General features: G+C 59.7%; 19 protein-coding genes. 10 read left to right on the plus strand and 9 right to left on the minus strand.

The window, feature by feature from the left end; all coding sequences use genetic code 11:
• Positions 1-249: 249 nt before the first annotated feature.
• The 5 genes from NKJ20_RS19625 to NKJ20_RS19645 are packed head-to-tail and all read left to right on the plus strand — an operon-like array spanning position 250 to position 7,869.
• Positions 250-2,988 carry an AMP-binding protein gene (locus NKJ20_RS19625; RefSeq protein WP_502902818.1) on the plus strand — a complete coding sequence of 913 codons (2,739 nt, stop codon included), beginning with the start codon at positions 250-252 and terminating at the stop codon, positions 2,986-2,988.
• Positions 2,985-3,968: an NAD(+) synthase gene (gene nadE, locus NKJ20_RS19630; protein ID WP_352743785.1), complete on the plus strand. Its 984-nt coding sequence runs from the start codon at positions 2,985-2,987 to the stop codon at positions 3,966-3,968. The genes NKJ20_RS19625 and nadE overlap by 4 nt, the downstream gene beginning before the upstream one ends.
• A gap of 3 nt (positions 3,969-3,971) precedes the next feature.
• On the plus strand, positions 3,972-5,993 hold the full coding sequence (asnB, locus tag NKJ20_RS19635; RefSeq protein ID WP_352746197.1) for an asparagine synthase (glutamine-hydrolyzing): 2,022 nt from the start codon (positions 3,972-3,974) through the stop codon (positions 5,991-5,993).
• Positions 5,990-7,546, plus strand: coding sequence for a class I adenylate-forming enzyme family protein (locus NKJ20_RS19640; protein WP_352743534.1), 1,557 nt, complete (start codon positions 5,990-5,992; stop codon positions 7,544-7,546). Before asnB ends, NKJ20_RS19640 begins: the two co-directional genes overlap by 4 nt.
• Before the next feature lie 56 nt (positions 7,547-7,602).
• Positions 7,603-7,869, plus strand: a complete 267-nt coding sequence (locus NKJ20_RS19645) for an acyl carrier protein (RefSeq protein WP_023675628.1) — start codon at positions 7,603-7,605, stop codon at positions 7,867-7,869.
• A 100-nt stretch (positions 7,870-7,969) separates the two neighbouring features.
• Here the strand turns inward: NKJ20_RS19645 and NKJ20_RS19650 are convergent, their stop codons facing one another.
• Positions 7,970-8,662, minus strand: coding sequence for a N5-glutamine methyltransferase family protein (locus NKJ20_RS19650; protein WP_352449674.1), 693 nt, complete (start codon positions 8,660-8,662; stop codon positions 7,970-7,972).
• A 407-nt stretch (positions 8,663-9,069) separates the two neighbouring features.
• Between NKJ20_RS19650 and NKJ20_RS19655 the strand changes: the two genes are divergently transcribed.
• Positions 9,070-10,821: a type I secretion system permease/ATPase gene (locus NKJ20_RS19655; protein WP_352449675.1), complete on the plus strand. Its 1,752-nt coding sequence runs from the start codon at positions 9,070-9,072 to the stop codon at positions 10,819-10,821.
• A gap of 242 nt (positions 10,822-11,063) precedes the next feature.
• Positions 11,064-12,362: an HlyD family type I secretion periplasmic adaptor subunit gene (locus tag NKJ20_RS19660; RefSeq protein ID WP_352746201.1), complete on the plus strand. Its 1,299-nt coding sequence runs from the start codon at positions 11,064-11,066 to the stop codon at positions 12,360-12,362.
• A gap of 24 nt (positions 12,363-12,386) precedes the next feature.
• Here NKJ20_RS19660 and NKJ20_RS19665 read toward each other — a convergent pair whose 3' ends face one another.
• The 5 genes from NKJ20_RS19665 to NKJ20_RS19685 form a co-directional block, all read right to left on the minus strand.
• Positions 12,387-13,649: a polysaccharide biosynthesis/export family protein gene (locus tag NKJ20_RS19665; RefSeq protein WP_352746204.1), complete on the minus strand. Its 1,263-nt coding sequence runs from the start codon at positions 13,647-13,649 to the stop codon at positions 12,387-12,389.
• Between the two features lie 81 nt (positions 13,650-13,730).
• Positions 13,731-14,735: an SDR family NAD(P)-dependent oxidoreductase gene (locus NKJ20_RS19670; RefSeq protein WP_023675622.1), complete on the minus strand. Its 1,005-nt coding sequence runs from the start codon at positions 14,733-14,735 to the stop codon at positions 13,731-13,733.
• Between the two features lie 74 nt (positions 14,736-14,809).
• Positions 14,810-15,484, minus strand: a complete 675-nt coding sequence (locus NKJ20_RS19675; protein ID WP_023675621.1) for a sugar transferase — start codon at positions 15,482-15,484, stop codon at positions 14,810-14,812.
• On the minus strand, positions 15,481-16,617 hold the full coding sequence (locus NKJ20_RS19680) for a DegT/DnrJ/EryC1/StrS family aminotransferase (protein WP_023675620.1): 1,137 nt from the start codon (positions 16,615-16,617) through the stop codon (positions 15,481-15,483). Before NKJ20_RS19680 ends, NKJ20_RS19675 begins: the two co-directional genes overlap by 4 nt.
• A gap of 47 nt (positions 16,618-16,664) precedes the next feature.
• Complete coding sequence (locus NKJ20_RS19685) at positions 16,665-17,387, minus strand: nucleotidyltransferase family protein (RefSeq protein ID WP_023675619.1); 723 nt, start codon at positions 17,385-17,387, stop codon at positions 16,665-16,667.
• 511 nt (positions 17,388-17,898) lie between these two features.
• Between NKJ20_RS19685 and NKJ20_RS19690 the strand changes: the two genes are divergently transcribed.
• Positions 17,899-18,576 (plus strand): LuxR C-terminal-related transcriptional regulator, encoded by a 678-nt coding sequence (locus NKJ20_RS19690; RefSeq protein ID WP_023675618.1) that lies wholly within the window; start codon positions 17,899-17,901, stop codon positions 18,574-18,576.
• A 183-nt stretch (positions 18,577-18,759) separates the two neighbouring features.
• Here the strand turns inward: NKJ20_RS19690 and NKJ20_RS19695 are convergent, their stop codons facing one another.
• Entirely contained in the window at positions 18,760-20,505 is a 1,746-nt protein-coding gene (locus NKJ20_RS19695; protein ID WP_352746206.1) for a PAS domain S-box protein, read from the minus strand.
• 280 nt (positions 20,506-20,785) lie between these two features.
• Between NKJ20_RS19695 and NKJ20_RS19700 the strand changes: the two genes are divergently transcribed.
• The gene (locus NKJ20_RS19700; protein WP_352743528.1) at positions 20,786-21,493 is read left to right on the plus strand and encodes a helix-turn-helix transcriptional regulator; all 708 of its coding nucleotides are present in this window, start codon (positions 20,786-20,788) and stop codon (positions 21,491-21,493) included.
• Between the two features lie 244 nt (positions 21,494-21,737).
• Entirely contained in the window at positions 21,738-22,850 is a 1,113-nt protein-coding gene (locus NKJ20_RS19705; protein ID WP_352449680.1) for an NAD-dependent epimerase, read from the plus strand.
• Between the two features lie 149 nt (positions 22,851-22,999).
• On the opposite strand, the gene NKJ20_RS19710 is transcribed toward NKJ20_RS19705, so the two are convergent.
• Both NKJ20_RS19710 and NKJ20_RS19715 read right to left on the minus strand, forming a co-directional pair.
• Positions 23,000-24,577: a lipopolysaccharide biosynthesis protein gene (locus tag NKJ20_RS19710; RefSeq protein WP_023675614.1), complete on the minus strand. Its 1,578-nt coding sequence runs from the start codon at positions 24,575-24,577 to the stop codon at positions 23,000-23,002.
• Positions 24,574-26,790, minus strand: coding sequence for a GumC family protein (locus tag NKJ20_RS19715; RefSeq protein WP_352449681.1), 2,217 nt, complete (start codon positions 26,788-26,790; stop codon positions 24,574-24,576). The genes NKJ20_RS19710 and NKJ20_RS19715 overlap by 4 nt, the downstream gene beginning before the upstream one ends.

The following is a 26,790-nucleotide window of genomic DNA, read 5'->3' on the forward strand; positions in this document are numbered from 1 at the left end:
TATGCCTGAATAGCGGCAATTCCATCTTCGACCCCACCTTGGTCTTCGAGCCCGCCTTGGTATGTGTCCGTGTCATGCGCACCACAACAGCCAGCGAGCCCGGCATGATTGGCTCGGCCGGCGGCTTGCGAAACAGGCGAAGCGACTAACCAAGCGTCCTTGAGGGAAGATCAGGGCATCATCAGAATGATCGATGAAAAGATTGGGGCGGGGGGCGATAAGTGACCCTAATCTTAGCGTAGGCAACTCATGTCTTCGGCATATTTGGGATCAGAAGTCGCGGATCAGGATCTAGCGGTGGATTGTCAGACAACGACCTCCGATAATTGGTCAAGTGTCCCACAATACGCACTGGATCAGGGTGGTCCCGTACTGCGCCCATTTCAAAGATTGGGCGTCGATTTTACCAACATTGCGGCCTTCGATCACCTGAGAAATGTCGTCCGCCAGTACCCCGACAAGCTTGCAATCAGCGACGGCGCCAATCGTCTGACCTATTCCCAGCTCCTCCGGTCAGTCGAGACGCTGTCCCACCAGATCGCGGCGGCCGTCCCAGACGGACAGGCGATAGGGATTCTTCAGGCCAACTCGGCCTGGTATCCCATTGCCATGCTGGCAAGCATGACGGCTGGGCGGCCTTCGGTGCCACTCAACGCGCGAGATCCTAGCTCGCGTATCCTTGAAATCGTGGCCGGGGCGCGGCTCTCAGCTGTCCTGGGCGAGGGCAATGTCCGACCCGATGGTTTGCCTCACCTGGTCAGTTGGATCGATGTGTCGACCAGTGCGGCCTCGCAGACTGGGCAAGTGCCTCGTTCTTATTCCGTCTCGGTCGATGCGCCCGCCATCGTGCTTTATACGTCAGGGAGTACGGGCCGGCCCAAAGGCATCGTTAACAGCCAGCGCAGCTTGCTGTGCCGGGTCCAGCAATATGTCGATGCGTGCCACATCAACTCGGATGATGTTTTCCTGCCATTGACAGGACCCGCCACAATCGCCGGGTGCCGGGAGATTCTTGCTGCTCTTCTCACCGGCGCCACCTTGCATCTGGTCGAAGTCGAAGCGGTCGGCTTGCGCGCCGTTCAACGCCTGGTGCGATCCGAAGACGTGACAATCACCTATCTGGTGCCGGCACTGCTTCGCGCGCTTATGGCAGACGGACCTGCGGAAGCGTTCCATTCACTCAGAGTCGCCCGGATCGGTGGCGAGAAGGTGCCCTGGACCGACATCGCCCTGCTGCGCAAGGCCGTCTCCGATACGTGCCTTATCCAGATCGGTTACTCGTCAACCGAGACCACCGGCTCGCAATGGTTCCTGCCGCGAGACTGGCCAGAGCATGGAGATTCGGTTCCAGTTGGCTGGCTGCTGCCTGGAATCACCTTCGCAATTGTCGACGAAGCGGGCCGCCGCGTTCAACCGGGCCGCAGCGGAGAGCTTCTGATCAGGAGCCCGTATGTCTTGCTTGGCCATTGGGAGGACGGGGCGGTTGTGCCGGCAACATCAGACCCGCACGATCCAGGCCTTCGGATTTTCGCGACAGGTGACCTCGTTCGACTTGATGATCAAGGCCTACTGCACATCGTCGGTCGCAAGGGGCGCCAGGTAAAAATCAACGGTCGACGCGTCGAGCCAGCCGAACTCGAACGGGTGCTGCGTTGTGCATCCTCTGTCGCGGATGCCGTGGCAATCGTGACGGCCGCGAATGAGCTTGTCGCCTTTGCTGTTCCTCGGCGCTCGGCCGAAGCGACCTTTTCGGACGAGCTTCGCCAGCTTGTCAGGACCAATCTGCCGCCGCCGCTGCGTCCCTTGCGGTTGCACACGATCGCCGAGATTCCGCGTCTGCCGAGCGGCAAAGTCGACATCACGACACTTGCAGAGATGGATCTTTCAGCCAGAGAGACAGCGGCGACCGCGCGTCCGCTCGAGCCGCGAGGCAAGCTGACCGCGCAGCAGGTTGTCCAGCGGGCATGGACCAGCATTCTCAATACGCGCGTGGCGGCAGGACGCTGGGATGACGCCGGAGGAGATTCGCTGAAGCTGCTGCACTGCGTCATGGAAATCGAAAGCGCCATCGGGCAGGAACTCGGCCTTGAGGCCTTCACCGTCGGGATGAGCCTGGAGCAAATGGTCAAGGCGGTCGTGTCCGCCCAGGCAGGCGATCAAAGCGCGCGCGCCCAGAAGCACGACCCTCCCATTCTTTTTCTGTTCCCGGGGTCCGTCGGCTATGGCCCGAGCCTTGCTGCCTTTGCAGCAGCGATGGGCAAGGTGACCCGTGTTGCCCCGATCAGGTATCCGGCCCTGGCTATGATACTGCGCGGACAAGACAGCCTCGCCGATATGGCCGACGCCGCCGTCGACCAGATCCGCCGCGCCCAACCCTCGGGCCATGTACGACTTCTCGGCCATTCGCTCGGCGGCGCTGTTGCCTTCGAAGTTGCGGCGCGGCTGCTGGCAGCGGGGCGAACCGTAAAGTTCCTCGGCATCCTCGACACCAGCCTCGTCGGGGAGCGAAGCGCCCGCTGGGAGACGTTTACGCGCACAGTCAATCGAATCCGAACCAACCGCGTGTCCGCTTACCGGATGGCTTGCCGCGCCCTCGCGAAAGTCGCCGTGGCAATGAAGCGCGAGGCACAACTGGTCCAGTTTCTCGACCGCTTCGCTCAAGGACAGTTCAACGCGACGAGCTTTAGAACCAAACTGGAACTGCAAGAGGTTTTGCGCGCGCAAGCCTTCTTCCAGTGGGTGGCCGAGCCAAAGCCGGCGCTGCCGATCACAGGCACCCTGTTCCGCTGTGCTCGACCCGGAATGCCTCTGGCAATCGGCTGGGATAGCGTCTTCGCCCATCTCGACGTGATTCCGATCGTCGGCAGCCACATCGATCTGGTTGTAGAGCCTCACCTCGCCACCAATCGTCCCCTTATCGAGAAAGCGGTGGCGAAAACCTATTCGCCAATCGAGTCTCGCAAACTGGAGTACAAGCCATCGACCTGATCTCAACATTCGGCAAAGACGCCCTGGTGCTCGACGCTGGCGCGGAAGTCGATCGCATCGTCCAGATCTTGCGCCAGCAGGTCTTCGGCACGCTGCGACGTCGAGGGGTGGTTGTCGGCCTCTCAGGCGGCATCGACAGCTCCGTCGTTGCGGCGTTGTGTGTTCGCGCCTTTGGGAAAGGCAAGGTCCTCGGGATATTCATGCCGGAGCGCCATTCCTCCGGCGACTCACTGAGGCTCGGCCGCATTGTCGCCGCACACCTTGGTATCGAAACGATCCTGGAGGATATAACGCCGGCCCTGGAAGCGATCGGCGCCTATAGACGGCAGACCGAAGCAATCCAGACCGTCGTTCCCGAATATGGGGGCGGCTGGAAATGCAAGCTGGTGCTCGCCTCGGTTCTCGAGAGCAACGGTCTCAACATCACGCGCCTCACGGTTCAGGACCCCGAGGGCAGGACCGACACGGTGCGCCTGCCGTCGGCAGCCTATCTGCAGATCGTCGCTGCAACCAACTACAAGCAGCGCCTGCGCAAGATGACCGAATACTACCATGCCGACCGCCTCAACTACGCGGTAGCGGGCACGCCGAACCGCCTGGAGTACGACCAGGGCTTCTTCGTCAAGCAGGGCGACGGAATTGCCGACCTGATGCCAATCGTCCACCTCTACAAGACCCAGGTCTACCAGTTGGCCGAATATCTTGGGGTGGAGGAAGAGGTCCGGCGCAGACCGCCCACCACAGACACCTTCTCGATGGCGCAGAGTCAGGAGGAGTTCTACTTCGCGCTTCCTTATTATCTGATGGATTTGTGCCTCTACGGCTTGAACCATGGGATCGCCGACGAAGACGTCGCTGAGGCAACCGGCCTCACCGTGATGCAGGTCCAGAAGGTTTTCAAGGATATCGACAGCAAGCGGCGCGCCGCACGTTATCTTCACGCGCGGCCGTTGGTGTCCTCTTCAATGGGCGAGGGCTAGGCGATGTGCGGCATCGCCGGAATTGTGTCGCTGAGCGCCGCAGCGGCGTCCCCTTCCCGGGATGCGCTAATACGTATGGCGGGGGCGCTGGCGCATCGCGGCCCGGACGAGCGCGGCCTTTACCGGGACAGACGTGCAGGATTGGCGCATGCCCGCCTGTCCGTCATCGATCTCGCAAGCGGCCAGCAGCCACTCGCCGGCGCGGGCGACACAATGTGGATCGTCTTCAACGGCGAAATCTTCAATTACGTCGAGCTGCGACAAGATCTGGTCGCGCTCGGTTATCGCTTCCGCACACGCAGCGACACCGAGGTCATCGTCCATGCCTATCATGCCTGGGGCGAGGCCGCCTTCGAGCGAATGAATGGGCAGTGGGCAGTCGCCATCTGGGACTCCGTGGCAGGTCGTCTCGTCTTGTCTCGGGATCGGTTCGGCATCTGCCCGCTGCACTTTTGCGAGCATGGCGGACGGCTTTACTTCGCCAGCGAGGTGAAGGCCATTTTCGCGGCCGATGCGGATATACCCCGCGCCTTCGATCCAGCCGGCATCGATCAGACTTTCACACTCTGGACTGTCGCGCCGCCACAAGGCGTGTTTGGAGGAGTAAGCGAACTCACGCCGGGGCATGTCCGCATTTATGACAGCGGCGTCGTCCGGGAGCGGGCTTTTTGGAAGCCTGACTATCCAGAGGTTGACGGACCCGGCGATGATGAATTCACCGGCTCGCTTGATGACGCGGTGGAGGAAGTGCGCAGCGCCCTGGAAGCCGCGACGGCGCTCAGGATAGTACGCGCCGACGTGCCGGTCGGCTGCTATTTGTCCGGCGGGCTCGACAGCTCGCTCGTCGCCACGCTGGGGAGACGCTTCGCGGGCGAGCGCTTCCAGACTTTCTCGCTGCGTTTTGCCGACGCCGAGTATGATGAGACGCATTTCCAGCGCCTGGTTGCCGGCGTGGCCGGCAGTGACCATCATGAGGTGGTTGTTTCGCGCAGCGATATCGCTGGCATCTTCCCTGAGGTGATCTACCACACCGAGCGGCCAATCCTCAGGACCGCGCCGGCGCCGCTGTTCCTGCTCTCGAGACTGGTGCGCCAGCATGGCATCAAGGTCGTGCTGACCGGCGAAGGGGCCGACGAAATGTTCGCCGGCTACGATTTGTTCCGCGAGGGCAAGGTCCGCCGCTTCTGGGGACGCCAGCCCGCCTCGACGCGACGCTCGCGGCTGCTGGAGCGCCTCTATCCCTATCTCAGCCGCTCGCCGGTGCAGCAGCAGGCGATGGCACGCCAGTTCTTCGGGCGCGACATCCACGCCTGTGACGCGCCTGGTTTTGCGCATGGCACGCGCTGGCGTACCACAAGCGCCATCAAGCGGCTGTTTTCGGCAGACATGCGCGCTCAAACGGAGCGCCGCAACGCCGTGTCCGAGCTGCTTGCCCGCCTGCCGCCGGAGTTTTCGCGATGGGGCTCTCTTGCGCAGGACCAGTATATAGAGATTCAGACGCTGATGTCGGGATACCTGCTTTCCTCACAAGGGGACAGAATGCTGATGGCTCATTCCGTCGAGGGGCGCTTCCCGTTCCTCGATCATGGACTCGTGAGACTCGCGAATTCGCTTCCGGCCGCCTACAAGCTGCGCGTGCTCGATGAAAAGCATGTGCTGAAGCGCGTAGCGCAGCCGATCGTGCCGTCGGAAATCGTCACCCGCAAGAAGCAGCCTTACCGGGCTCCCAACGCGCTTTGCTTTGTCGCAGATGGCGCTCCGGCCTACATTCGCGAAGCACTTTCGGAGGCGGCGCTGCGCGAAGCGAACGTCTTCGATCCCAAGTCGGTTACCCGGCTCCTGAGCAAGTGCCAGGCCAGCGCCGGCGACGGCGACCTGTCCAACTCCGACAATATGGCGCTGGTCGGGGTGCTGTCGACGCAGCTTCTTCATCGGCAATTTATCGCGAGCCGTCCGAGTGGGGCTCGCACGCTCAAACTCAGCATCGATATCGACCGCGAACACCGCGAAGAGGTGCTCGCATGATGCATGGCGCCGTACCGCTCCTGCACGACTATCTCACCCACTCTGCCAGCCGGCTCGGCGAGAAGGTGGCCCTGGTGTGCGGCAATCAACGTGTCACCTATGGCGATCTTGATATGCGTTCGAACGCCATAGCGCACCATTTGACCGATGCCGGAATTGCGCGTGGCGATCGCGTGGTGGTCTTCGCCGACAACACTGTCGAGGCCGTCGTTGCGTTCTGGGCGGTGCTCAAGGCCAACGCCGTGGTGTGCATCGTCAATCCGCTCACCAAAAGCGACAAGCTTGATTATCTGCTCAACGATTGCCGCCCGACGGCACTGATCACCGACAAACACCTGCACTCGATTTTCAGGGAGCCGGCGCGGAATTGCCCATCGTTGCGCCGCATGATCGTCTCCGGGCCGATCGAACCCAGCGACCTGCAAGAATTGCCGCATGCTGTGCGCTGGGACGCCGCGGTCGCGGCAGCCCGCAGCACGCCGCCCGCGCGCCGCTGCATCGACATCGATCTCGCTGCGATCATTTATACGTCCGGCTCGACGGGCGAGCCCAAGGGCGTGATGCTGACGCATCGAAACATGATCGCCGCGTGCGCCTCGATTTCCTCATACCTGGCGCTTGCCGAAGACGAGGTGATCCTCAATGTCCTGCCGCTCGCCTTCGACTACGGTCTTTACCAGATGATCATGGCATTCGGCGCGGGCGCCCGGCTGGTGCTTGAGCGCTCGTTCGCCTTCCCGGCGCAGATCCTTGGGCTGATCAAGCAAGAAAGGGTGACGGGTTTTCCCGGCGTACCGACCATCTTCGCCGCACTCGGGGAGCTCAGGTCTCTCAGGGATCAGGATTTTTCGAGTATTCGCTACGTCACGAACACTGCGGCCGCCCTGCCGCTCAAGCACATTCTCCTGCTGCAGGAGCTGTTTTCTGGCGCCCGCATCTATTCGATGTACGGCCTTACCGAATGCAAGCGCTGCACCTACCTGCCGCCGGAGGATCTGGAGCGAAAGCCGTCGAGCGTCGGGATCGCCATCCCCAATACGGAAATGTGGATTGTCGACGAGCATGACAGGCGGGTCGGCCCCGGCGTCGTTGGTCAGCTCGTCATCCGCGGAGCGACGGTGATGAAGGGCTATTGGGGCAAGCCGGAGGCGACAGCCAGGAAGCTCAAGCCCGGCCCGCTGCCGGGTGAGCAGGTCCTATACACCGGCGACTACTGCCGGATGGACGCCGAGGGCTACCTCTACTTCGTCGGTCGCGGCGACGAGATCATAAAATCGCGCGGAGAGAAGATAGCGCCGAAGGAAGTGGAAAACGTGTTGATGAACATTGCGGGCGTGCGGGAAGCCGCGGTCATCGGCGTTCCGGACGAGCTGCTCGGGCAAGCAGTGAAGGCATTTGTCGTGATGGAGCAGGGAAGCATGATCGGTGAAAAACAGTTGCAGAAAGAGTGCCAGAGACGGCTGGAAAACTTCATGGTTCCGAAGTCCATCGTCATCGTACCCAGTCTGCCGATGACCGACACGGGCAAGCTCAAAAAAACGGCCCTGTCATGAGTCGGTACCAGGGCGAAGTTGATCAGCATTCATCTTTTGTACCGGAGGCGAAATCAATGTTATCTACCAAGGATAGAACCGATACCTGCAGCGAACAAATTCGCGCTTTCCTGGCTTCGAATTTCTATATAGCCGATCCCGAGAGCCTGGAGAGCGACACCTCGCTCCTCGACCAGGGCATCGTGGACTCGACGGGTGTGCTCGAGGTTATCGGCTTCATCGAGGAGACCTTCGGCATCACGGTCGAAGACAGCGAGCTGCTGCCGGAGAATCTCGATTCCATCGAGGGAATTGCGCAATACGTCATGCGCAAGAGAAACTGACGCAAGAGAAACTGATTCCCGAAATCTCGCGCAACTCTGTTTTCAACTTCCCGGCCGTTTCTAGCCGCGACAGCGCGTCTACCTGCCGCGGCTGCGATGCTTACGCCTGCGCCCTCGTATGTCCCACAACCACCCTGCCCTCACCGGCCTGGTTGGTGACTGCCCGGATACTCTCATAGGCCTTGGAACGCTCGAGCAAACTCATGACCTGCCGGTCCTGGCCAAGCCCCACCTCGAAAAGCAGGATGCCTCCGCGCCGCAAATAGCGCGGCGCCTCCTTGAGCACCCGCATGTGGATGCTCAGGCCGTAGGGGCCGGCTGCGAATGCTTCACGCGGCTCGAGCTCGACCAGATGCGAACGGTCGCCCTCGAGCCGTTTTTCCGAAATGTAGGGCGGGTTGCAAACGATCACGTCGATCGTGCCGTCGAGCTCCAACCCTGAGAAGGCGCTGAACAAGTCGCCCTGAAGCACCGTTACCCGGTCCTCGATTTCAAGATGGGTGACGTTGCGGCGCGCGACCTCCACGCATCCGTCGGTAAGATCGCTTGCCCACACGCGCGCGGTGGGAGCGTGGTGCGCGATGGCGCACGCCAGATTGCCCGCCCCACAGCACATGTCGACAACGCGAGGCACCGGCAGGTTCAGTTGGCTCAGGACATCGAGAGCGGCCTTGCCGAGCAGTTCCGTTTCCGGCCGAGGAACAAGCGCACCGGGCGAGACCAGCAACTGCAATCCCATGAAGGTGCTGCGCCCCCTGCCGTAGGCATCGGCAACATTGATCTCTTCGCTCACGACACTCGCCTCCCCGATTTAGCCGGCGTTGGTGGCCGACAATTGCGTACCGATGAAGTGTATCTCAAAACCGTTTAACTCTCGATCGACAAAATCAAAACCGATCCCTCCCCAGACGCTTTGAAGCCTTGATGCTACAAAGATGACCATAAGCTTCTGCGCCGTGTCATGATTAGGAATATCTCCTTACTCGACCCGGTTATCCCCAGCCTAGCGAGCCGGTTGCCGAATTCTCAGCCTGGCGTCACGATTTTGCTACATTTTAATCAAAGAAGGCACGTATGTAAGCAATTCGTAATGTTTCCAGCAGCGGGGCGGGGCTGCTGCTTCCCGGAAGGTTAAAGTTTGTCCCTCATCGAAAGAATCGACGAGATTGCGCGGCAATTTCGCGTCAACGAGCGCACATCATGAAGTCGACCAAAGGGCGCTCGCTCGATCTCCGCTCCGCAATGTTCGGCTGTGTGCACGGCCTCGTCGGCGTAGGCGTTTTCTCGGCATTGATAAATATCCTCGCCTTGACCGGCTCCGTCTACATGCTCCAGGTCTATGACCGCGTGCTGCCTTCGCAGAGCGTGCCGACTCTTGTCGGATTTACAGTCGGGATGCTGGGACTTTACGCGGCCTATGGGCTCCTCGATTTTGTGAGGCTTCGCCTGTTGGTCCGCATCGGCAGCCGCCTGCATAGAAATCTGCAGCAAAAAGCGTTCGCAGCCTCGCTTTCCCTGCCCCTCGTCGCCGGGCCGGATGCGAACCGGGTACACCCGCTTCGTGATCTGGACCAGCTACGTGGCTTTCTTTCCGGGCTCGGGCCGACAGTCTTATTCGACGCTCCCTGGATACCATTTTATATGGTGGTCATCTATCTGCTGCACCCCGCGCTTGGCGTGCTGGCAACGCTCGGCGCATGTGCCGTTGTGTTTTTGACGGTGGTTGCCGAGATCATCGGCCGCAAACCTGCGGCTCGTGCATCTGAGACACTCGTAGCGCAGCGGCTTCTGGCCGACTCCGGCCGCCGCAACGCAGAGGTTGTTCAGGCGATGGGCCTTTCCGCCCCGCTTAGCCGGCGCTGGAACGAGGTCAGTCATCTTTATCTGAAGAACCAGGAACGGCTCTCCGACGTCGTCGGCGCAGCAAGCTCACTGTCGAAGACGCTCCGAATGGCCCTGCAATCATGTGTGCTAGGGCTTGGTGCCTACCTTGTGATCGGCGGCGAGGCCTCGCCTGGCGTGATCATTGCATCGTCCATATTGCTGGGCCGCTCGCTGGCGCCGGTCGATGTGGCGATCGCAAACTGGAGAGGGTTTCTGGCAACCCGCAAAAGCTATACCGAGCTGTCGGCAGCCCTGGATGCTTTTGATAGCCAGCAAGAGCCAATGGAACTGCCCGGCCCGAAGGCTGAGCTTGCGGTCGAGGAATTAACCGTCGCGCCACCAAGCCTGCAGAAGCCCACCATCTTCAATGTAAGCTTCCACTTGGCGAGAGGCGCAGGGTTGGCGGTCGTCGGCCCGAGCGGCTCCGGCAAGACCACGCTCGTGCGCGCTTTGGTCGGGGCATGGAAGCCGCTTCGTGGCACGGTAAGACTGGACGGCGCCTCGCTCGATCAGTGGAATTCAGAACTGCTCGGCATTCATATTGGCTACCTTCCGCAGGACGTTGAGCTGTTCGACGGGACGATCGCCGACAACATTTCGAGGTTCGGCGGCAAGCGCGACGCAAAAGGCGTGCTGGCAGCTGCCAAGGCTGCGGGCGTGGACAAGATGATCATGCGTCTTCCGCAGGGTTTTCAAACACGCATCGGAGAAGGCGGCGCGGCCCTTTCGGCTGGGCAGAGGCAGCTCGTCGGGCTTGCCAGGGCACTTTACGGCGATCCATTCCTCGTCGTTCTTGACGAACCAAATTCCAATCTGGATGCAGACGGTGATGCTGCTTTGGCCGGCGCAATCCTGGCAGTGCGTCAGCGCGGCGGTATCGTGATCGTCGTTGCGCATCGCCCCTCCGCTCTCGTCAACATCGATCAGGTACTCGTCCTGTCGAACGGGATGCTCCATTCGTTCGGCTCGCGCGAAGACGTTCTGGCAAATGTGATCCGGCCCTTCCCGCGCCCGGACAAGACAAACATTGTCGTTCCGCTGCAGCACGGTGCAAGCGGGCATGCGTGAGGTATTGCTTAGTGTCTAACGTGACCATGTCGTCATATGCTGCGGTTGGCGGCGAAGGCCAGCCGACCGGGGAGAAGCCGGAGCCGGATGGGATTCGAGCCAATCTACCCTGGGATACTCTGGTCCGGAGCCTAGCAGCACATTGTCGTTCCGCCGCACAAAGGTGCAGCCGGGCATATGCGAGGTATCGCTCTGCTGTTGCCGTGTCGTCATACGTCGCGGCCGGTGGCGAAAGCCGTTCGTTGGAGACGAAGCCAGAGCCGGATGGCATCCGGGCCAATCTGCTCTTGGGCCTGGCAACCAGCTTGCTGTTGATCTTTGGCGGAGGGCTCTGGTTGGGATTGACCAAGATTGCCGGCGCGGTGATTGCGCCCGCAACCGTGGTGGTCGAAAGCAACATTAAAAAAGTCCAGCATCAAACCGGCGGCACCATCGGCGGAATCTTCGCGCAGGACGGCGATCATGTGAAGGCCGGCGATGTGTTGGTCAGGCTGGACAACACATTGACCCGAGCAAACCTGCAGATAGTCACCGAGGACCTCAATCGCGCCACCATTCGTCTGGCCCGACTGGAGGCCGAGCGCCAGGGTCTGCCGGAAATGCAGATCCCGCCCGACCTTCGCGCTCAAATGGGCGACCCGCAAGTGGTGGCACTTGTCAGTGGCGAGCGTGCCTTGTTTGAAAGCCGTGCTGCGGCGCTGGCTGGCCAGAAGGCACAATTACAAAGCCGCGCGAAGCAGCTGGAACGTCAGATCGATGGCCTCAAATCGCAGCAGTCTGCAACGGACGAGTCTCTGGATCTGCTGACCAAGAACCTTGCGGATGTCGAATCTCTCTACGCAAAGAAGTTGGTGTCCAAGGAGAGGTTGAGCAATGTCAGCCTGGACAAGACCCGGGCTCGCGGCGAATCGGGACGCCTTGTCGCAGCGATAGCAGAGGTACAAGCTCACATCAGTGAAACGGACCTGCAGGTGCTTCAGCTCGACGAACAAATGCGGAGCGACGTGACCAACGAACTTCGCGAAACGGAAGCCAAGCAGACCGAGCTCAGCGAGCGCCAGGTGGTGGCCGAAGACGAACTCAGCAGGACAGACATTCGTGCCCCGCAATCGGGCACAGTGCAAGAATCCTCGGTCCATACCGTAGGAGGCGTGATTGGCGCAGGAGAGGTGCTCATGATGATTGTGCCCGATTCCGACAACCTTGTCGTCGACGCTTCCATTCCTCCGTCGCGTATCGATGAGATTCATCCCGGACAGCAGGTGTCGATCCGCTTTCCAGCGTTCGACGCCGGCACCACACCTGCTTGCGAAGGCTCGGTCAAGCGCGTCTCAGCGGATCTGATCAAGGATCAGCAACGCCAGCTTTCCTTTTTTTCGGCGCGCATCGACGTCGAGAATGAAGCGACGTGCCTGACAGGAGAGAAAATACTCAAACCGGGGATGCCCGCCGAAGTCCACATAAGAACCGACGAGCGCAGTGTCTGGTCCTACTTGATGAAGCCCCTTACCGACCAGTTTTCCAGGGCCTTCAGGCAGTAAAGCGGTTGCGAAACGCGGCCCGATCTATCGGGTCGCCGCATTTTCGAGAGCGCTGCTGAATCTGACCTCGATCGTGTCTCCCGGCATGACCTCGGTGTCTTCTTGGGCAAGCTGTTTTCGCCATTCTTCGCCGACCTTGCGAATGATCGTGACCTCGGCCTGGACCTTCTCGCCGGCAACCGGCAACGGCAGTGCGGCAGCTCCCGTGGGCTGCAACTTTTGGCTGGCGGCGCGAAGCCTTGCGCTGACGTCGGCAAGGCGCACGTTGGTATCCTTCAACTCGATCAGCAGACCCATCCGCCTTTGGTTGTCATTGCGTTCGTGCTGTCTGGCAAAATCGTCCTGCTGACGTCGTGCTCTCATAAGCTCAACCGACGTTTCGAGTGCCCGGCTGGAAGAGAGAACCAAAGCGCGCCGAACGTCGGCGAGCCGGTTGTTGGTGAGATTTCCGGACTCAAACGCTTTCCTTACGCGCGCCAGATCGTCTTCGTCCGCCTTCACCCCATCCGCTTCGGCCTGCTCGCGTTTGAGCAAGGTCTCGGTTTGTGCGGCGGCATCCTTGCCGCTTTTATCCAGAAAGCCCTGCTCTTGCTGGAAGTTGTCCAACGAGAGCTTCAGCCCTTCCGCTTCAGCCTGCGCGATCGCCGACGCAAAACTTGCCGGCAAGGGAGATCCTTGTGGTGGCCGCATGTCGAAAGTCGGTTTGTCCTGAAGTTCGGCGCGGATGCGGGCGCTATGAAAATAATCTCTCGTATATTCCCCCCAAAGCGACTCGTAATCGCGCCGCAGATCCACCGGATCTGGGCCAACCTGGTTTGCCCGGGACCGCAAAAGGCTGAAACCGCCTGACACGGCAATCGCCTGCCGCACGGTCATCAGCGGGCGGTAGGCCTGCTGTCCGGGAGTGAGCACGTCGCCGGTCACATAGATCGGCCTGTACTCCGCAACCACGGCGGTCACGTCTGTCGGCTTGATGACGATCATTTGCTCCCGCCCATCAGGCAGACGCTGGTGGAATATCTTGGTCGGCAAGATCGTCTGCATGCGCGTTTGCAGTTCAGCCGGAGTTAAGCCGCCCACCGAAACCATACCGACTTCGGGAAGCGCGATCGTGCCGTCCATCTGGACCACCGCACGTTGCGTTCGCTCCGGGATGGAGGCAATTCCAATCTCGACGGTGTCGCCGGCAGAAAGTCGATAGGCGACCCGCGGTTCCGCTGCAGCAGCCATATCCATGGCAGCCAGCATGCCGAGCACGACAATAAGGATTCGATCAACGAGGACCATGGGCGACAATCTCCTTCTGGCTCGAATCCGGCGATACCGCGGCCGCAATCAACAGCGGAGCCAATCCTCCCGGGCGAAAGCTCATGTCATGTAACCCATTTCGTGTCGCACCCGGCCTTCGCTGAGGCGCCCTTGCCACCATCCGATGGTCCGCTCCAATCCTTCGCGCAGGCTGGTCTGGGCACGCCATCCAGTCTTGCTTTCGAGGAGCGAAGAATCGGCCAGCAAGGCACGCACCTCGGAATTCTGCGGCCGCAGGCGGCGCTCGTCCCGGTGGATTGGTTTCTTGCAGCCACTCAACTCGATCACCAGATCCAATATGTCCGAGATCGTCACAGCGCGCTGGCTTCCGGCATTGTAGGCATGGCCAAATTCGAGCTCGGCGGAACCTGCGGTCAAAAACGCCGCCGCGGTGTCTTCCACGAAAGTAAGATCGCGGATCGGGCTTGTGTCTCCCACCATGATCGCCGGGCATTTTTTGTCGAGAGCCTGGCGTATAATGGTCGGTACGATGGCCCGCTCACTCTGGCGCGGGCCGTACGTATTGAAGGGCCGCATGATGACCACGGGGATGTCGAACGATCTGGCGTAGGACTCCGCCATCATGTCCGCCCCGATCTTGGATGCCGAATATGGTGACTGTCCCTGCAACGGGTGGGATTCGCTGATAGGCATTGTCAGCGCGGTGCCGTAAACCTCGCTTGTCGAAGTGTGCACTACACGCTCCGTCTCCCATTGGCGCGCCGCTTCGAGAACGTTGACCGTGCCCAGGATGTTGGTCTCCACATAGGACTGGGCAGCGGCATACGAATACGGGATAGCTATCAGTGCGGCGAGATGAAACACGACCGCCTGGCCACGCACGATCCGGTTAAGGAACGCGCTGTCGCGAACATCGCCGCGGACGAGATTCAACTGGCGTCGTATGGTGTCAGGCAAATCGTCCAGCCAGCCGTGGCTGTCGAAGGAATTGTAGAGTGCCAGCGCGGTGACGTCGGCGCCGCTGCGGACGAGTGCTTCGGTGAGATGAGAACCGATGAACCCGTCGGCACCCGTAACCAGAACTTTCCTGCCCTTGTATGCCATGACCCAAGCGTTCCCCCTATGACGTGAGGCACTGACTTTGCAAATCCACGAGAGCGCGGATGTCCCCCCTGCTCTCAAGGTCCAATCGGCGGCGGCGAAACCACGCCAAGCACCGCCAGCAAGCCGCGCACCATCCACACAACATCGGAGCCGATCGTGCGCTGCGGATAATAGGAAAGGTCGAGCCTGGCTTTGGCAGGAAACAGAACCTGGCGATAGAACAGTAGCGGGTCCACCGATCGCGGATAGAAACGGGCTTCATGCCGGAAGAGAACCTGGGCTGGACCCAGCAAGCCTGGCTTGTATTGTAAAACGTCTTCGAAGCCCCCGCGAAAACAATCGGCGAAGGCAAGGCTCTCCGGGCGTGGCCCGATGATTGCCATCTCGCCTCTGAAGACGTTCCAAAGCTGTGGCAGTTCGTCGAACTTGGTGACGGCGAGGAACCGTCCTATTGGCGTCATGCGGCTGTCATCGGCCATGGTCAGAGCCAAGCCACCGGGGTCGCATTGCACGCTGAACTTGCGGAACTTGTACATGCGGAATGGGCGAGCACCGGCCCCGACGCGGGTCTGTGTGAAGAAGATGGGCCGCCCGCCTTCCAGCAGCAGCGCCACGGCAATCAGCAGCATCAGCGGGGCGAAGACGATCGCCGCGGCTGCAGCAATGACGAGATCGATTGCTCGTCTCGCAGACCCATGGGCGGCGCTCGAGACGTTAGACCGGTGAATGGCTAGGTCCAGGGCATTCATGCGGCTGTTCCTGTCTGAGCGCAATTATTGACCGCCGCGGCAAGAGCGACGACTACCGATTCGACCAATGGCGCGGTGATCTGCGGATGCAGCGGTACAGTCAGTTCGCGCTGCGCGAAATCTTCAGTGCGCGGTAAGTGAGTACCGGGAATGAGCTCACGATAGAGCGTCATCTGGTGCACCGGCGGGTAGTGGATAGTGGTTTGTATCCCTTGCCCGCGCAGTGCGTCGATGACGTCTTGCCTGTCGGCGTAACGTGGCAAAAGGATAGGCATGATGTGGTAGGCCGACGTCCGCGGCTCGTGGAACGGGATGGTCACGGCCGGGCAATGCTTCGCTATGAGACGTCGATACAGCATGACCAGGATACGCCTGATCTCATTCCACTCCTGCAGATTTTGCAGCTGGACCAGTCCGATCGCAGCCCGCAATTCATCCATGCGATAGTTGAATCCGAGCATGGTGACATCATACTGAGGGGTGCGGCTGTTCAGCCTTTGACGTGTCCCGGTGGTCATCCCATGTCCACGCGCCTGGCGGATTGTCTCGAGCAGACCGGCATCCCTGGCGATCACAGCCCCGCCTTCCGCCGTGGTCATGTTCTTGTTGCCGTAGAAGCTGAAGGCGGCTGCGGCACCAAATGTCCCCACCTCCTTCAAGCCCGGCGCATGCGCCGCGTCCTCGACGATGTGCAGCCCCCGGGCACGGGCGAGCCTCTGCCATTGTTCCCGATCGGCGAGGTAGCCGGCGAAATGAACGAGAATGATTGCCTTGGTGCGGGCCGTGCATTTCGCTTCGGCTTCCACGATCGACATCAGCGGCACGTCGGCTGATTCGATGTCGACGAAAACCGGCGTCGCACCGACATAGAGGACCGCATTTGCGGTCGCCACGAACGTCAAGGATGGCACCAGCACCTCGTCGCCCGGTCCGATGCCAAGTGCGTGCAAAATGAGATGAAGCGCTGCGGTGCAAGAACTGACCGCGACGCAATCCTCCGCATCATGAACGTCGGCAAAAGCTTGTTCGAAGGCTCGTACCTGCTCCCCCATGGTCAGCCAGCCGCTGTCGATGACCTTGGTCAAAGCAGTCTTCTCCGGCACACCCAAGATCGGGGCACTGACCAAGAGCATCACAACCTCCTAGACTGATAACTGTGGGAACCGGGCTCGTGACTTCATCATGCAGCCGTCGCAGTGACCTCGATCGAGGCCGACTGGTCTTCCCAGGAAATGGTCTGTGCGTTCTGAAAATCGTCGACGCGCCCGATATCGAGCCAGAGACCCTCATGTTTGTACACGTGCACGGTTGTGCCGTTCTGCATCATCTGCAGCATCAGGTCGTCGAACCCAAAGGGTATGCCGGATGGGATAAACTGCAGAACATCCGGGTTCATGCAGTAAATTCCCATGCTGACCAGATGCGAAAGCGTCGGCTTCTCGCGAAAGACCTGCACGGTATTGTCGACTTCGTCGATGACGCCGAAATCCATCTTGATCAGGCGACAGGCTGTTGCGATCGTCACTGGATCGGTGTGCTTACGGTGCGCTGCTACAAATCGACTGAGGCTTAGATCCGTGAGGACATCGCCATTGAGAACGATGAATGGCTCCGTCAGTTCATCCCTGATCAAAGACAGTGGCCCGATGGTGCCAAGCGGCTCCATCTCCTGCGTATATCGAATTTTCAGGTTCCACTGCGAGCCATCTCCACACACGGTGCGGATCAAGTGGCCGAGATACCCGGTTGTAATATAAACTTCCTGAATGCCGTTGCGTCGCAACCATTTCAGAAGCATCTCGAGAACCGGCCGTGCGCCGATCGGCATGAGCGGCTTCGGCAAGACCGAAGTGAAGGGGCGGAGGCGTGTTCCCATTCCTCCACATTGAATAACCGCTTTCATCCTGGTCCTCCCTTGTTCATTCGGCCTGAACGCTATCGTCACGGGCCGGCTATCCTGCCCTGGTCAGCACCCGGGAAACGCGTTCTTGTCCCCTCAGAAGAACCGGTGAGATTTCCCGTAGAAGACCGGTGAGATTTCTCCACTGTCCCCTGATCCGGACATTGCATCTGGATGGTATGTGGCCGTCAGGGTGGATGTCGTCGTGCATTCGAATGGTAACAATTCAGCCGTTTTGCTGTTCTATATCTTTAGACCTATAGCACTGCTGAACGGCCGGCCGGTCTGTCAGCCGTCCAAAAGGTCAGAACGTATGTTCGACGACGTTCGGCGGGTTTCGCTCACAAGGGGCAAAAAAAGAGGAGCGTTTCCCGTCATTTAAGATTATATTAGAAATCTGGCGTTTGCGGTGTTGGGGGTGCCGCAGCGTCGGCTGGATGAATCGACGAGTGGATGGCCACGACTTTCAGGCCATTACCGTTCAATCCATTCAGATTGGCGTTGGGGTAGTTCAATGTATCGAATCGTCATCGCCGACGATCACGGCTTGTATCGTCGCGGCTTGCGATTGGCACTGACCGCAGGCATTCCAGGTGTGGAGATCTTTGAAGCGTCTTGTTTCGACGCGGTGCTCAGTTTGCTGGCAGAGCAGTCGTTCGTGGATCTTGCGATCCTGGATCTGAATATGCCGGGCCTGTTCAATCAAGAAGTGCTCGGCGGGATCCTGTCTGCCTATCCGGACACGCGATTTGCGATCGTTTCCGGAAACGATTCACGCTCGGAAATACTCACGGCTCTGTCGATCGGGCTTCACGGCTACATCGTAAAATCGCAGACGGACGAAGAGGTTGTTTTGGCCGTCAATGAAATCCTCTCCGGCCGCATCTATGTTCCTGCACTTCTGTCACGCCCGGGAGCGACGCAAACAACCCACGCGCATACCCATTCCGACGACAAAGGCCCACAGAGGCGTACCGCTGGCGTCAACCTTGGCAGGCTGACCTCGAGGCAAAAGGAAGTCCTCAAGCTGATGGCGGAAGGCTATTCAAACAAGGAAATTGCGCGCGATCTGGAAATCGCAGAGGCGACCACGAAAATCCACGCTGCTGCGGTTCTGCGTGAATTGGGGGTACGCAATCGGACCGAGGCTGCCGTTATGCTGAAGACTTGGCTTTCGAGACATGCCAGCTAGAGCGCCGCGCGTCCTTTTGGACGTGCAAACGGCGTCCCAAGACTCCTCATGTATTTTACTGCATATCCCAAAGCCGCGGCGCAGCTTTGGGCCGACGACATTCTTGGAAGGAACCCTTCGCATCTCAAAGGCCGCTCAGCGCGATCCGCCTTTAGATATCTGCTTTCCGATTGGAGTACTGCACTAAAATCCGATTTCCTTGCGTGACAGCCGCAGCGAATACCGCAACCCTTGGTCCGATATTTCCAGCCTGGGAGAGTGACCGACAAGCGGCGCTCCATCCACTCCGATTATCATGGAACCGAAGCCATGACGGACTACGCTTGAGGTCCTACGCCGCCCCGATTCCACCCACTCGAACACGATATCACTGCCTGTTTCTTCAGGTGCGAACGTCCAGCTTACGTCGATCCGGCCTTTTGGATCGGCAAGCGCTCCATATTTCATGGAATTGGTGGCAAGCTCGTGAACGATCATTGCAAAACTCTCGGCGGCGCCTCCCGACATCGCCACGGAAGGACCGGTGACCGATATCGCACGTGTTCCAATATATGGGTGCAATTCTTGCGCAACGAGATCGTTTATCGCCCCCGATACGCTGCCGTTGCGTGAAAGAAGCAGATGGGTTGCCTCGAGCGCGCGTATCCGGTCGATCAGCATTTCCTTGTATTTGGCGACATTGTTTCCGGGAACATCGACCATTTTCACGAGCGCCGTGATCACCGCGAAAACGTTGCCGAATCTGTGACGCTGTTCGAGCATGATGCGCTCCCGCTTCTTTGCCGCGGCGCGCAGCAGCGTGGTTTGTCGTCTCTCGCTCAGGTCGGCAGCCACTCCAAGCCGCTGTCCACCATCATCATGTCTTTCCTCCCTTCCGCGCAGCGCAACCCAGCGGATATGTCCGTCCGGTCGGCGGACGCGTATCTCAACATCGTAATTCGTGACCGATGGTGCGGCCTTTCTCGATGCCGCCAGCTTTGGCCAGTCCGCCGGATGAACGACAGCTGACAGCTCCTCCAAACTGCGGCTATTGGCCTGGGCCAGGCCGAGAATGTCCCAGAACGTGTCCGAGCCCGTGACTATCCCGCCTTTAAGGTCTATGCGCCACGTGGCCAAGCGTCCAGCAGACAGAGCGAGGTCCAGCCATTCCTTCTGGGCCCGAAGCGCTTCGTGAACAGCGCGTCGTTCCGAAATATCGTCGACCACCACGAAGATGCTCTCCGAGAGGCCACCCTCGGGCACGGACGAAGAAAGCGTTAGCCTGGCCCAGAATGCCGTACCGTCCTTTCGTGACAGACGCACCTCCGAAACGAACGAAGAAATGTCATTGCCCAGCCTCGCCAGCAATTGCGCCAAGGTATCCCGGTCGTTCGGATGGGCGAGCGTATCGAGCTGCAATTGGGCAAGCTCCTCCTCCTTGTACCCGGTCATCTCACAAAGGCGTCTGTTGGACTGCAGCAACTCACCTTTCTTGTTGGTGTTCGCGAATCCCATGGCAGCACGTTCGAAGGCCCAACGATAGCGGCTTTCGGTCGCCTCGACGGCAGCGAGCCTGGCCTCCGCGACTTCCAGCAACTCACGCAAGTCCTGCCGCAGACGATGGAAGGTCATGGCAATCACGCCACCCGAAACCAGAAGCAGGATTGCGCGTGCCCAATCTCCACTTGAAATCTGATCGTGTCCTCGTGCCCACAGCCCGACAGCCACCATCAGAATGGTCGCAGCGAGCGCCGGTACGCGGTCTTCGAGATAGGCGATAATAATAATAGCCGGAATAAATTCCAGAAAACTGGCGCCTTGCCCAATATAGGCTGACGATTTTATTTCAAATATCAGTGTGGCAGCTAACACCGATGCAGAGGCAATATGAGTTAGCAATCTGCCCGACGGGTTCGAATTCGACCTGCGCGACTGCGAGCTCATGGACATAGACTACAACCTTCTGACTAGCCCGTCGAGACTAGAGCAAAAAACGTACAGCTTAGTACCACTGCCGGATTGCCATACCGCTATCATAGCGCGCATTTTATCGGACGCAGCGGGGCCTAAGAGCTGCCTTAGAACTGTCGGATCATATTAAGTTTTCAAGGTGGTGATGAACGTATTATCCGTCAGCGCATAGAAGACTAGAATCCAGCTACACATAGAAGACTACATGAATCCCGAATATTTATTTCGGGCGTGTGAAACTTTGGGTTAGGGGTAGAAAATGAATCTGATCGATAGACAGGTCGATGCTTCGAGCAATCGGTACATTGTTACGAGGACCAAGCATAATTTTGAAGCGCGGAATACGCGGCCCTCTTCTGGTCACCTTCCCGATCGCGCATCGGATCCATTGGACGCAAGGTTCGGCGAACCAAAAGGCCGCAGTCTGGAATCCATAACCGGCGTGCTTGATCGCATTGGCTGTGGCTATCTCGTGCTGAATCGCGAAAGAAAAGTAGTCGAGTGGAACGCAGCCGCCCAAACCACGCTTGAGCGCCAGGGCGAAGCGGCCGACACGGCGAGCGGACTTACGGCCGCCCTAAGGCGGCTGATCGCGAATGTTCCGGGCCAATTCCTGCCGGGCTCGTTGTCTTGGGTGGTGATCCGCAGCAGGGGCGACCGACCGGTGATACTGAACGAGAACGGCGTTATCGCTCCCGACGGAACGAGCATTGTGGCGCTGCTGGATCGCGACAACAGGTCGGGGCCAAATCCTCGGACGCTGCAAAGAATGTTTGGCTTGACGAGCGCAGAAACGCACCTCGCCTTGCGCTTGGCCCAGGGCGACGCACCTTTGGAGATCGCTCGCAGCTGGCGTCTCAGCCGCACCACGATCCGTTCCCAGCTTGCCTCGCTGTTCGCCAAGACCGAAACAAAACGCCAGGCGGAACTGGTGGCTCTTCTTGGGCGTATTTCGGTCCTGCCGTAAGGCCGGCCACTTAGATCCAATCGCCAGACGTCGGCATCCGCCCGGGATTCAAACTACGCAAGTTGGCGTGTCATGACTTGGCAGGTCGTGCACCGCATTGCGCACTCCACTAGGTTCGATGCGCCAGCGTAAATATCGAAAGCCGCAATCCCGGACCGGCTATTCGGTACTGTCGAACGGATTCGAAAGGCGACAAGTGGACAACGATCTATGCAGCGATTCTGTCCTTGCCGCAGCGGAGAAGATGGAAATCGCTCGATCCCGTTCGGACCGCGCGGTGAAGAAACTTGCACGGACAGGACCGATCGTCGTCACCGGCGCCGCGGGCTTCATTGGTTTTCACGTGGCCTCACGGCTTTTGCGTCTTGGTGTCAAAGTCGTGGGCGTCGACAATTTCACGCCCTATTACGATCTGCGGCTCAAGGAAGCGCGGTTTGCACGCCTCTGTAGCGAGGCGAAATTCACGCCGGTACGAATGGATCTGGCGGATGCCGCGCGCGTTCAGTTGCTGTTTTCAAACGTTCGCCCCTCACACCTTGTCCATCTCGCGGCTCAGGCCGGCGTGCGTCATTCACTTGTTGACCCGCACGCCTATGTGCAATCGAATATAGTGGCGTTTCTCAACGTCCTTGAGGGCTGCCGGCATCATGGCGTCAGTCATCTCGTCTACGCCTCTTCGAGCTCCGTCTACGGCTTGAATCGAACCATACCGTTTTCCGAAAACCACGGCGCCGATCATCCCGTCAGCTTCTACGCCGCCACCAAGCGTTCGAACGAATTCATGGCGCATTCATACAGCCATTTGTTCGGCCTGCCCGTGACCGGACTGCGCTTCTTCACCGTTTATGGCCCTTGGGGCAGGCCCGACATGGCCGTCTACTTGTTCACGCGCGCGATCGTCGAGAGCAAACCAATTGAAGTAGCCAATGCCGGCCGCGTGTGGCGAGATTTCACCTATATCGACGATATCGCTGAGGGCGTGGTTCGAGCACTTGCTACACCGCCGCAGCCAGATCCGAATTGGGACCCTTGCACCGCCGACCCTGCCACAAGTTCCGCGCCGTATCGCGTCTACAATATCGGCAACGACCGGCCCGAGGAGATCAACCGGCTGATTTCGATCATCGAGACCGCTCTTGGCAGCCGGGCAGTTCGCGTGGATGTGCCGTTGCCGCCTGGCGACGTTCTGGAGACGCGTGCCGACGTCAGCGATCTTCGCCAGGCCGTCGGCTTCGCCCCGGCAACACCGCTAGAGGACGGAGTGCGACGCTTTGTCGAATGGTACCGGGACTTTCATGGAACGGATGCCGCGGCCAGCATACGGCAACAGACGTTGGTGAATGAGGCCACCGTGTAGGCCGCGGGCCCTGTCGGGCGATGATCTGCCACTCGGCGCGTAACGCGTCGGCCACAAAGCCGCTCTCGCCAGTCTCTATCCGACACAACCCTGGACTCGAAATTCCTGAACGCTGATGCCGTCGCGTATCGGGGCGCGACGGTCTCAAATCAGCGCAGGAACCAATGTCGCCGCTGGCCTTCGACTGCGTGCGTTCTGAACGATGTTAGCGCAAAGATCAGCCCAGGGATAATTTTCAGCCGTTTGCTGATGTAGATCGACATCGCCACATTCCAAATCGCCAACGCAAGCGCGAGGCCCACTGCGGCGCCCGGCGCGCCGTAGAGCGCAATTCCTGTGGCACAGCCTATGATACTGGCCGCAGCGCCGACGATCATGGTTGCGGCTGCCGCCCATTCGTTTCCGGTCATCATCAAGAGGAGCATCTGGGGTCCGCACAGCGCGACAAAGACATATCCGAGAATGAGTATCCGCGCGACGGGTGCCGCGGTACTGAAATCCCCGCCGAACCAGCTCAACAGAGGTTCAATAATCGCAAGCATCGGGATGGCCATCGTTAGAGCCCCACCAGAGGAAAGTAGGGCGGCCCGTGAAAACAGCTGCTGCAGAGCCAGCCGATCGCCTCGGGCATGAAGGGCAGCCGCTGTCGGCGCAAACATCGTAGAGACGGCAACCAGGGAAAGGCTCACAAGCAAGGCGACGTTCAATCCCAATGCGAAAATGCCTGCTTCGCGAATGTGATGCGTCCAGCCCAGCACCATGACTCCGGCCCGGCTGATGAAAACATCGAGCCCAGCCATGAGCATCATTGGCGGAACCGCGGACCACCATTCCCGCGACTCGTCGCCTGGCTGAACCTGCCGCAAGCCAGGCGGCTGAAATTTTGTCGCCATGACGAACACCAGGCCGACCGTGATGGCTGAACTTGCCAGCACCGCCTGCATCACCAAGGGTGCGTTGGGGGTCCATGATCCGGATAAGCCCGCCATTCCCAGCAACGTCAACAAGAGGCCGTCGCGCACTATGCGTTCCGGCAGGAGGGCCGAGACACCGCCGCCGAAAGCACGAACAAGTGTTGCGCCCAAAGCGTAGGCGGTGACCAAAGGCACTGCTGCCATGCCTAGCAGCTGGCTGATTTGAAGCTCCTTGTGAGAAGGATCTGAAAAGAAAAAGATCAAGGCGGCGCCAACGATGCCGAATAGTGTCGCCGCCGCCAGCGACCTCTGCAGAGCAAACCTGATTACGCCGTGTACCAGGTCAAGCCGCCCTTTGGCACTGTAGGCGGAGACGAAACGCAACAAGGATACATGGAAACCAAGCGTTGCAAGATAGGCAAGCACCGAGGTCCAGGCCAGAACATAGGAGTAGATGCCATAGCTGGTGGAGCCAACGATGCGCGCAATCAATAACTGCGCCAAGCTGGTCAAGCCCGCACCCCCGATATAGACCAAAAGAGCGAAGATGCTGGCATAGCCGAGACCCCGGCCCGTGTCCTCCTTGTGCGGCAAAACCATATTCGTTGGAGCAACGGAGGCCGCAGGGAAGCGGGCGAGCTTCGGATCGCTGAAATCGTCGATGTCTTTTGCGCCGGCGTCGCGCATTTCATCGCCTTGATCGCCTTTGGCCGCGGACCCTGCTCCGGACTGCGAGATCGTCGATATTATCTTCCGCTCGACAGGTCGAATGCCGTGGCGGTCGTTACGCGGAATCCCGCATGTGACATTCATGATGTTCTCTCGAGCAAGAGATCCGCGCTGTCCCCAAACCGGTAGCCGGCGTGTTTCCTAAGATTGACCTGCGTGAGAACGCTGCCTACGGGGACCTGAGCCGTCTCGTCCTCCGTCAGCAACTGCAGAACACCACGCGCGATGCTGCGACGCGTCCTGGCCCAGCGAACAGCGAAAAGAACCGCGTCAGCCCAGCCCGTCAGTAGCCTGGCCTCAGGTCCTCCAAGCCCCAGCGGTCCATTTATGATGACGATGCTGTACATCGAGCGCAGCTCATCTGTGACCAGGGACCCGTCGATCATGGACAGTTGCGGCAGCAGATCCTCTGATGGTGCGAGTGCCATGAAGTCGATTCCAATTTCAGGCATTCCCGTGACCGCGTCGTGCAGCGGACAACGGTCGCTCATATAGTCTCCAAAGGATTTATGTGGCTTGAACGCACCGAATTCGTTCAGAAACTCGTTCGTGAGGCGGGCGCCCGTGCCGTCAAGATCGAGAAAAAGCACTCGTCCCCCAAGTCGGGTAGCTGCCAAGGCGAGGCTCCATGCGAGCTCGGTCTTGCCATCATGCCGGACGCTGGACGTGACGAGGATGACGTGCGACGCACGGCCTCTCGCTTTGTTGAGAGCCACGGTGACAAGGAGAGAAGTGACGGCTCGGCTGTAGCTGCAGTTTTGCTGGCCGAGAACCAGCTGCTGTAGTCGTTTCGCGTGTATCGTGGGCGCTTCCGGTATCAGCCCCAGGCACGGAACCCCGAGCGCGGCTTCAGCTTCGGCCCCGCCGCGCAAGGTCTGATTGAGACGGCTGCGGACCAAGACGAAGACCCCGCCAATGAGGCCAAACACGATCATGCCGGGCGGAATAAGAAAGATGGGCGGCAGGGTTTTTGGATTCGTTGGCGGCCATGCCGCTGAAAGGATCGAGACCCCGGGCAAGGGAGTTGCGATGCGCTGCACCAGATCCTGTTGTTGGGTGAGAAGCTGGTTGTATCGCTGCGTCAGGATGCTGACCTGCGGCTCGAGCGCACGCAAGCCGGAAAGCCGGCCGGCTGTGTCGGCCACCACCGCATCGAGCACATTCTTACGGCCCTCCAGAGCAGCGATCTGGGCACGGTAGATGTTCCCCTCCGCCGCAATGCGAGCAGTGCCTTGTTCGATCTCGCCGTTGATCGCAGTGCTAAGGCCCGCATCCGCATTGTCGTTGGCTTGGCGGGCCGCCATGTCGGCCAATACCGGAGACCCGATCGCTTCGGCGAGCGCCGCCACCGATGCTCCTTCCTCTCGCAAAGCCTCGATGTGCTGAAGGCGAGATTCCGTCGCTGAGAGATCCGCTTTCGACAAGGATATCTGCTGACTAAGTTCGGCTGTCTCCTTGGCAGCGTTATCCGCCGCACCTTGATCGACCGCGCCATGGCTCAGTCGATACTTTTCCAGGCGGTCGGTCGCTTTCGCCAGGTCGCTTTGTACGACCGGCAGGCTGGCGACGATCGAGGCGAGTTCCAGCCTGTCTGACGCCCTGCGCTTCTGTGCGAGATCGTCGATGTATACTTGGACGAACGTATTGGCCACCAGGGCGGCTCGCGCCGGATCGTCGTCGGTGAAGCCGACGGTGATCACCCTTGATCTCAGTTCCTGTCCAACCCTCATGCCCTTCCGCAATGCCTTGAGTTCGGCTGCATCGGCCGCCTCCGGCCCGCCCTGCGGCCAAATCCTTTCTAGCAGACCAGCTGCAAAGGTGCGTATGTTCTGCAGGTTGCCGCCTACCGGGGCGGCGCGGGAATTTCCGACATCACCTTGCTCAGCAATGTTGCCGATCTTTGTCTCGCGTAGGGCTGCCACCAGGCGACGCAGATGCCCCTGCGAAGAGAGCATGGTTAAGTGGTCATCAATGCTCGCATCCAGCATCTCCTGAGCGGAATCCGCACCTCCGGGAGCCGCGTTCCTGCCAGGAGCATCGACAATCACCTGTGCGGTCGCCTCGAACAGGACAGGACGCACAAAACCCGCAAGCCCAGCCAACACTCCGCCCAAAATCACCATTGCAAGCAGGAACCATTTTCTCCTCGCGATGGTAATGAGGAGTTGATGGAAGGGGGTCTGCGCGTCGACCTGTTCGCGCAGGAATGGCCTCATGCGCGGATTGATCTCGCGCGTCGGCACGTGCATTTCAGTGGCGTGCGGAAGGTGAATTCGGCTGACTATGGAACCTTCCAT

The organism is Mesorhizobium sp. M0185, assembly GCF_040322175.1.
GTDB lineage: Bacteria > Pseudomonadota > Alphaproteobacteria > Rhizobiales > Rhizobiaceae > Mesorhizobium.

Excerpts from the sequence above, each read along its gene's own strand:
- NKJ20_RS19625 (WP_502902818.1), top strand. The coding sequence starts at position 250 with ATGTCTTCGGCATATTTGGGATCAGAAGTCGCGGATCAGGATCTAGCG.
- NKJ20_RS19670 (WP_023675622.1), bottom strand. The coding sequence starts at position 14,735 with ATGGCATACAAGGGCAGGAAAGTTCTGGTTACGGGTGCCGACGGGTTC.
- NKJ20_RS19700 (WP_352743528.1), top strand. The coding sequence starts at position 20,786 with ATGAATCTGATCGATAGACAGGTCGATGCTTCGAGCAATCGGTACATT.
- NKJ20_RS19710 (WP_023675614.1), bottom strand. The coding sequence starts at position 24,577 with ATGAATGTCACATGCGGGATTCCGCGTAACGACCGCCACGGCATTCGA.
- NKJ20_RS19680 (WP_023675620.1), bottom strand. The coding sequence starts at position 16,617 with ATGCTCTTGGTCAGTGCCCCGATCTTGGGTGTGCCGGAGAAGACTGCT.
- NKJ20_RS19655 (WP_352449675.1), top strand. The coding sequence starts at position 9,070 with ATGAAGTCGACCAAAGGGCGCTCGCTCGATCTCCGCTCCGCAATGTTC.
- NKJ20_RS19690 (WP_023675618.1), top strand. The coding sequence starts at position 17,899 with ATGTATCGAATCGTCATCGCCGACGATCACGGCTTGTATCGTCGCGGC.
- NKJ20_RS19645 (WP_023675628.1), top strand. The coding sequence starts at position 7,603 with ATGTTATCTACCAAGGATAGAACCGATACCTGCAGCGAACAAATTCGC.
- NKJ20_RS19665 (WP_352746204.1), bottom strand. The coding sequence starts at position 13,649 with ATGGTCCTCGTTGATCGAATCCTTATTGTCGTGCTCGGCATGCTGGCT.
- NKJ20_RS19640 (WP_352743534.1), top strand. The coding sequence starts at position 5,990 with ATGATGCATGGCGCCGTACCGCTCCTGCACGACTATCTCACCCACTCT.
- NKJ20_RS19695 (WP_352746206.1), bottom strand. The coding sequence starts at position 20,505 with ATGTCCATGAGCTCGCAGTCGCGCAGGTCGAATTCGAACCCGTCGGGC.
- NKJ20_RS19705 (WP_352449680.1), top strand. The coding sequence starts at position 21,738 with ATGGAAATCGCTCGATCCCGTTCGGACCGCGCGGTGAAGAAACTTGCA.
- NKJ20_RS19715 (WP_352449681.1), bottom strand. The coding sequence starts at position 26,790 with ATGGAAGGTTCCATAGTCAGCCGAATTCACCTTCCGCACGCCACTGAA.
- asnB (WP_352746197.1), top strand. The coding sequence starts at position 3,972 with ATGTGCGGCATCGCCGGAATTGTGTCGCTGAGCGCCGCAGCGGCGTCC.
- NKJ20_RS19685 (WP_023675619.1), bottom strand. The coding sequence starts at position 17,387 with ATGAAAGCGGTTATTCAATGTGGAGGAATGGGAACACGCCTCCGCCCC.
- NKJ20_RS19675 (WP_023675621.1), bottom strand. The coding sequence starts at position 15,484 with ATGAATGCCCTGGACCTAGCCATTCACCGGTCTAACGTCTCGAGCGCC.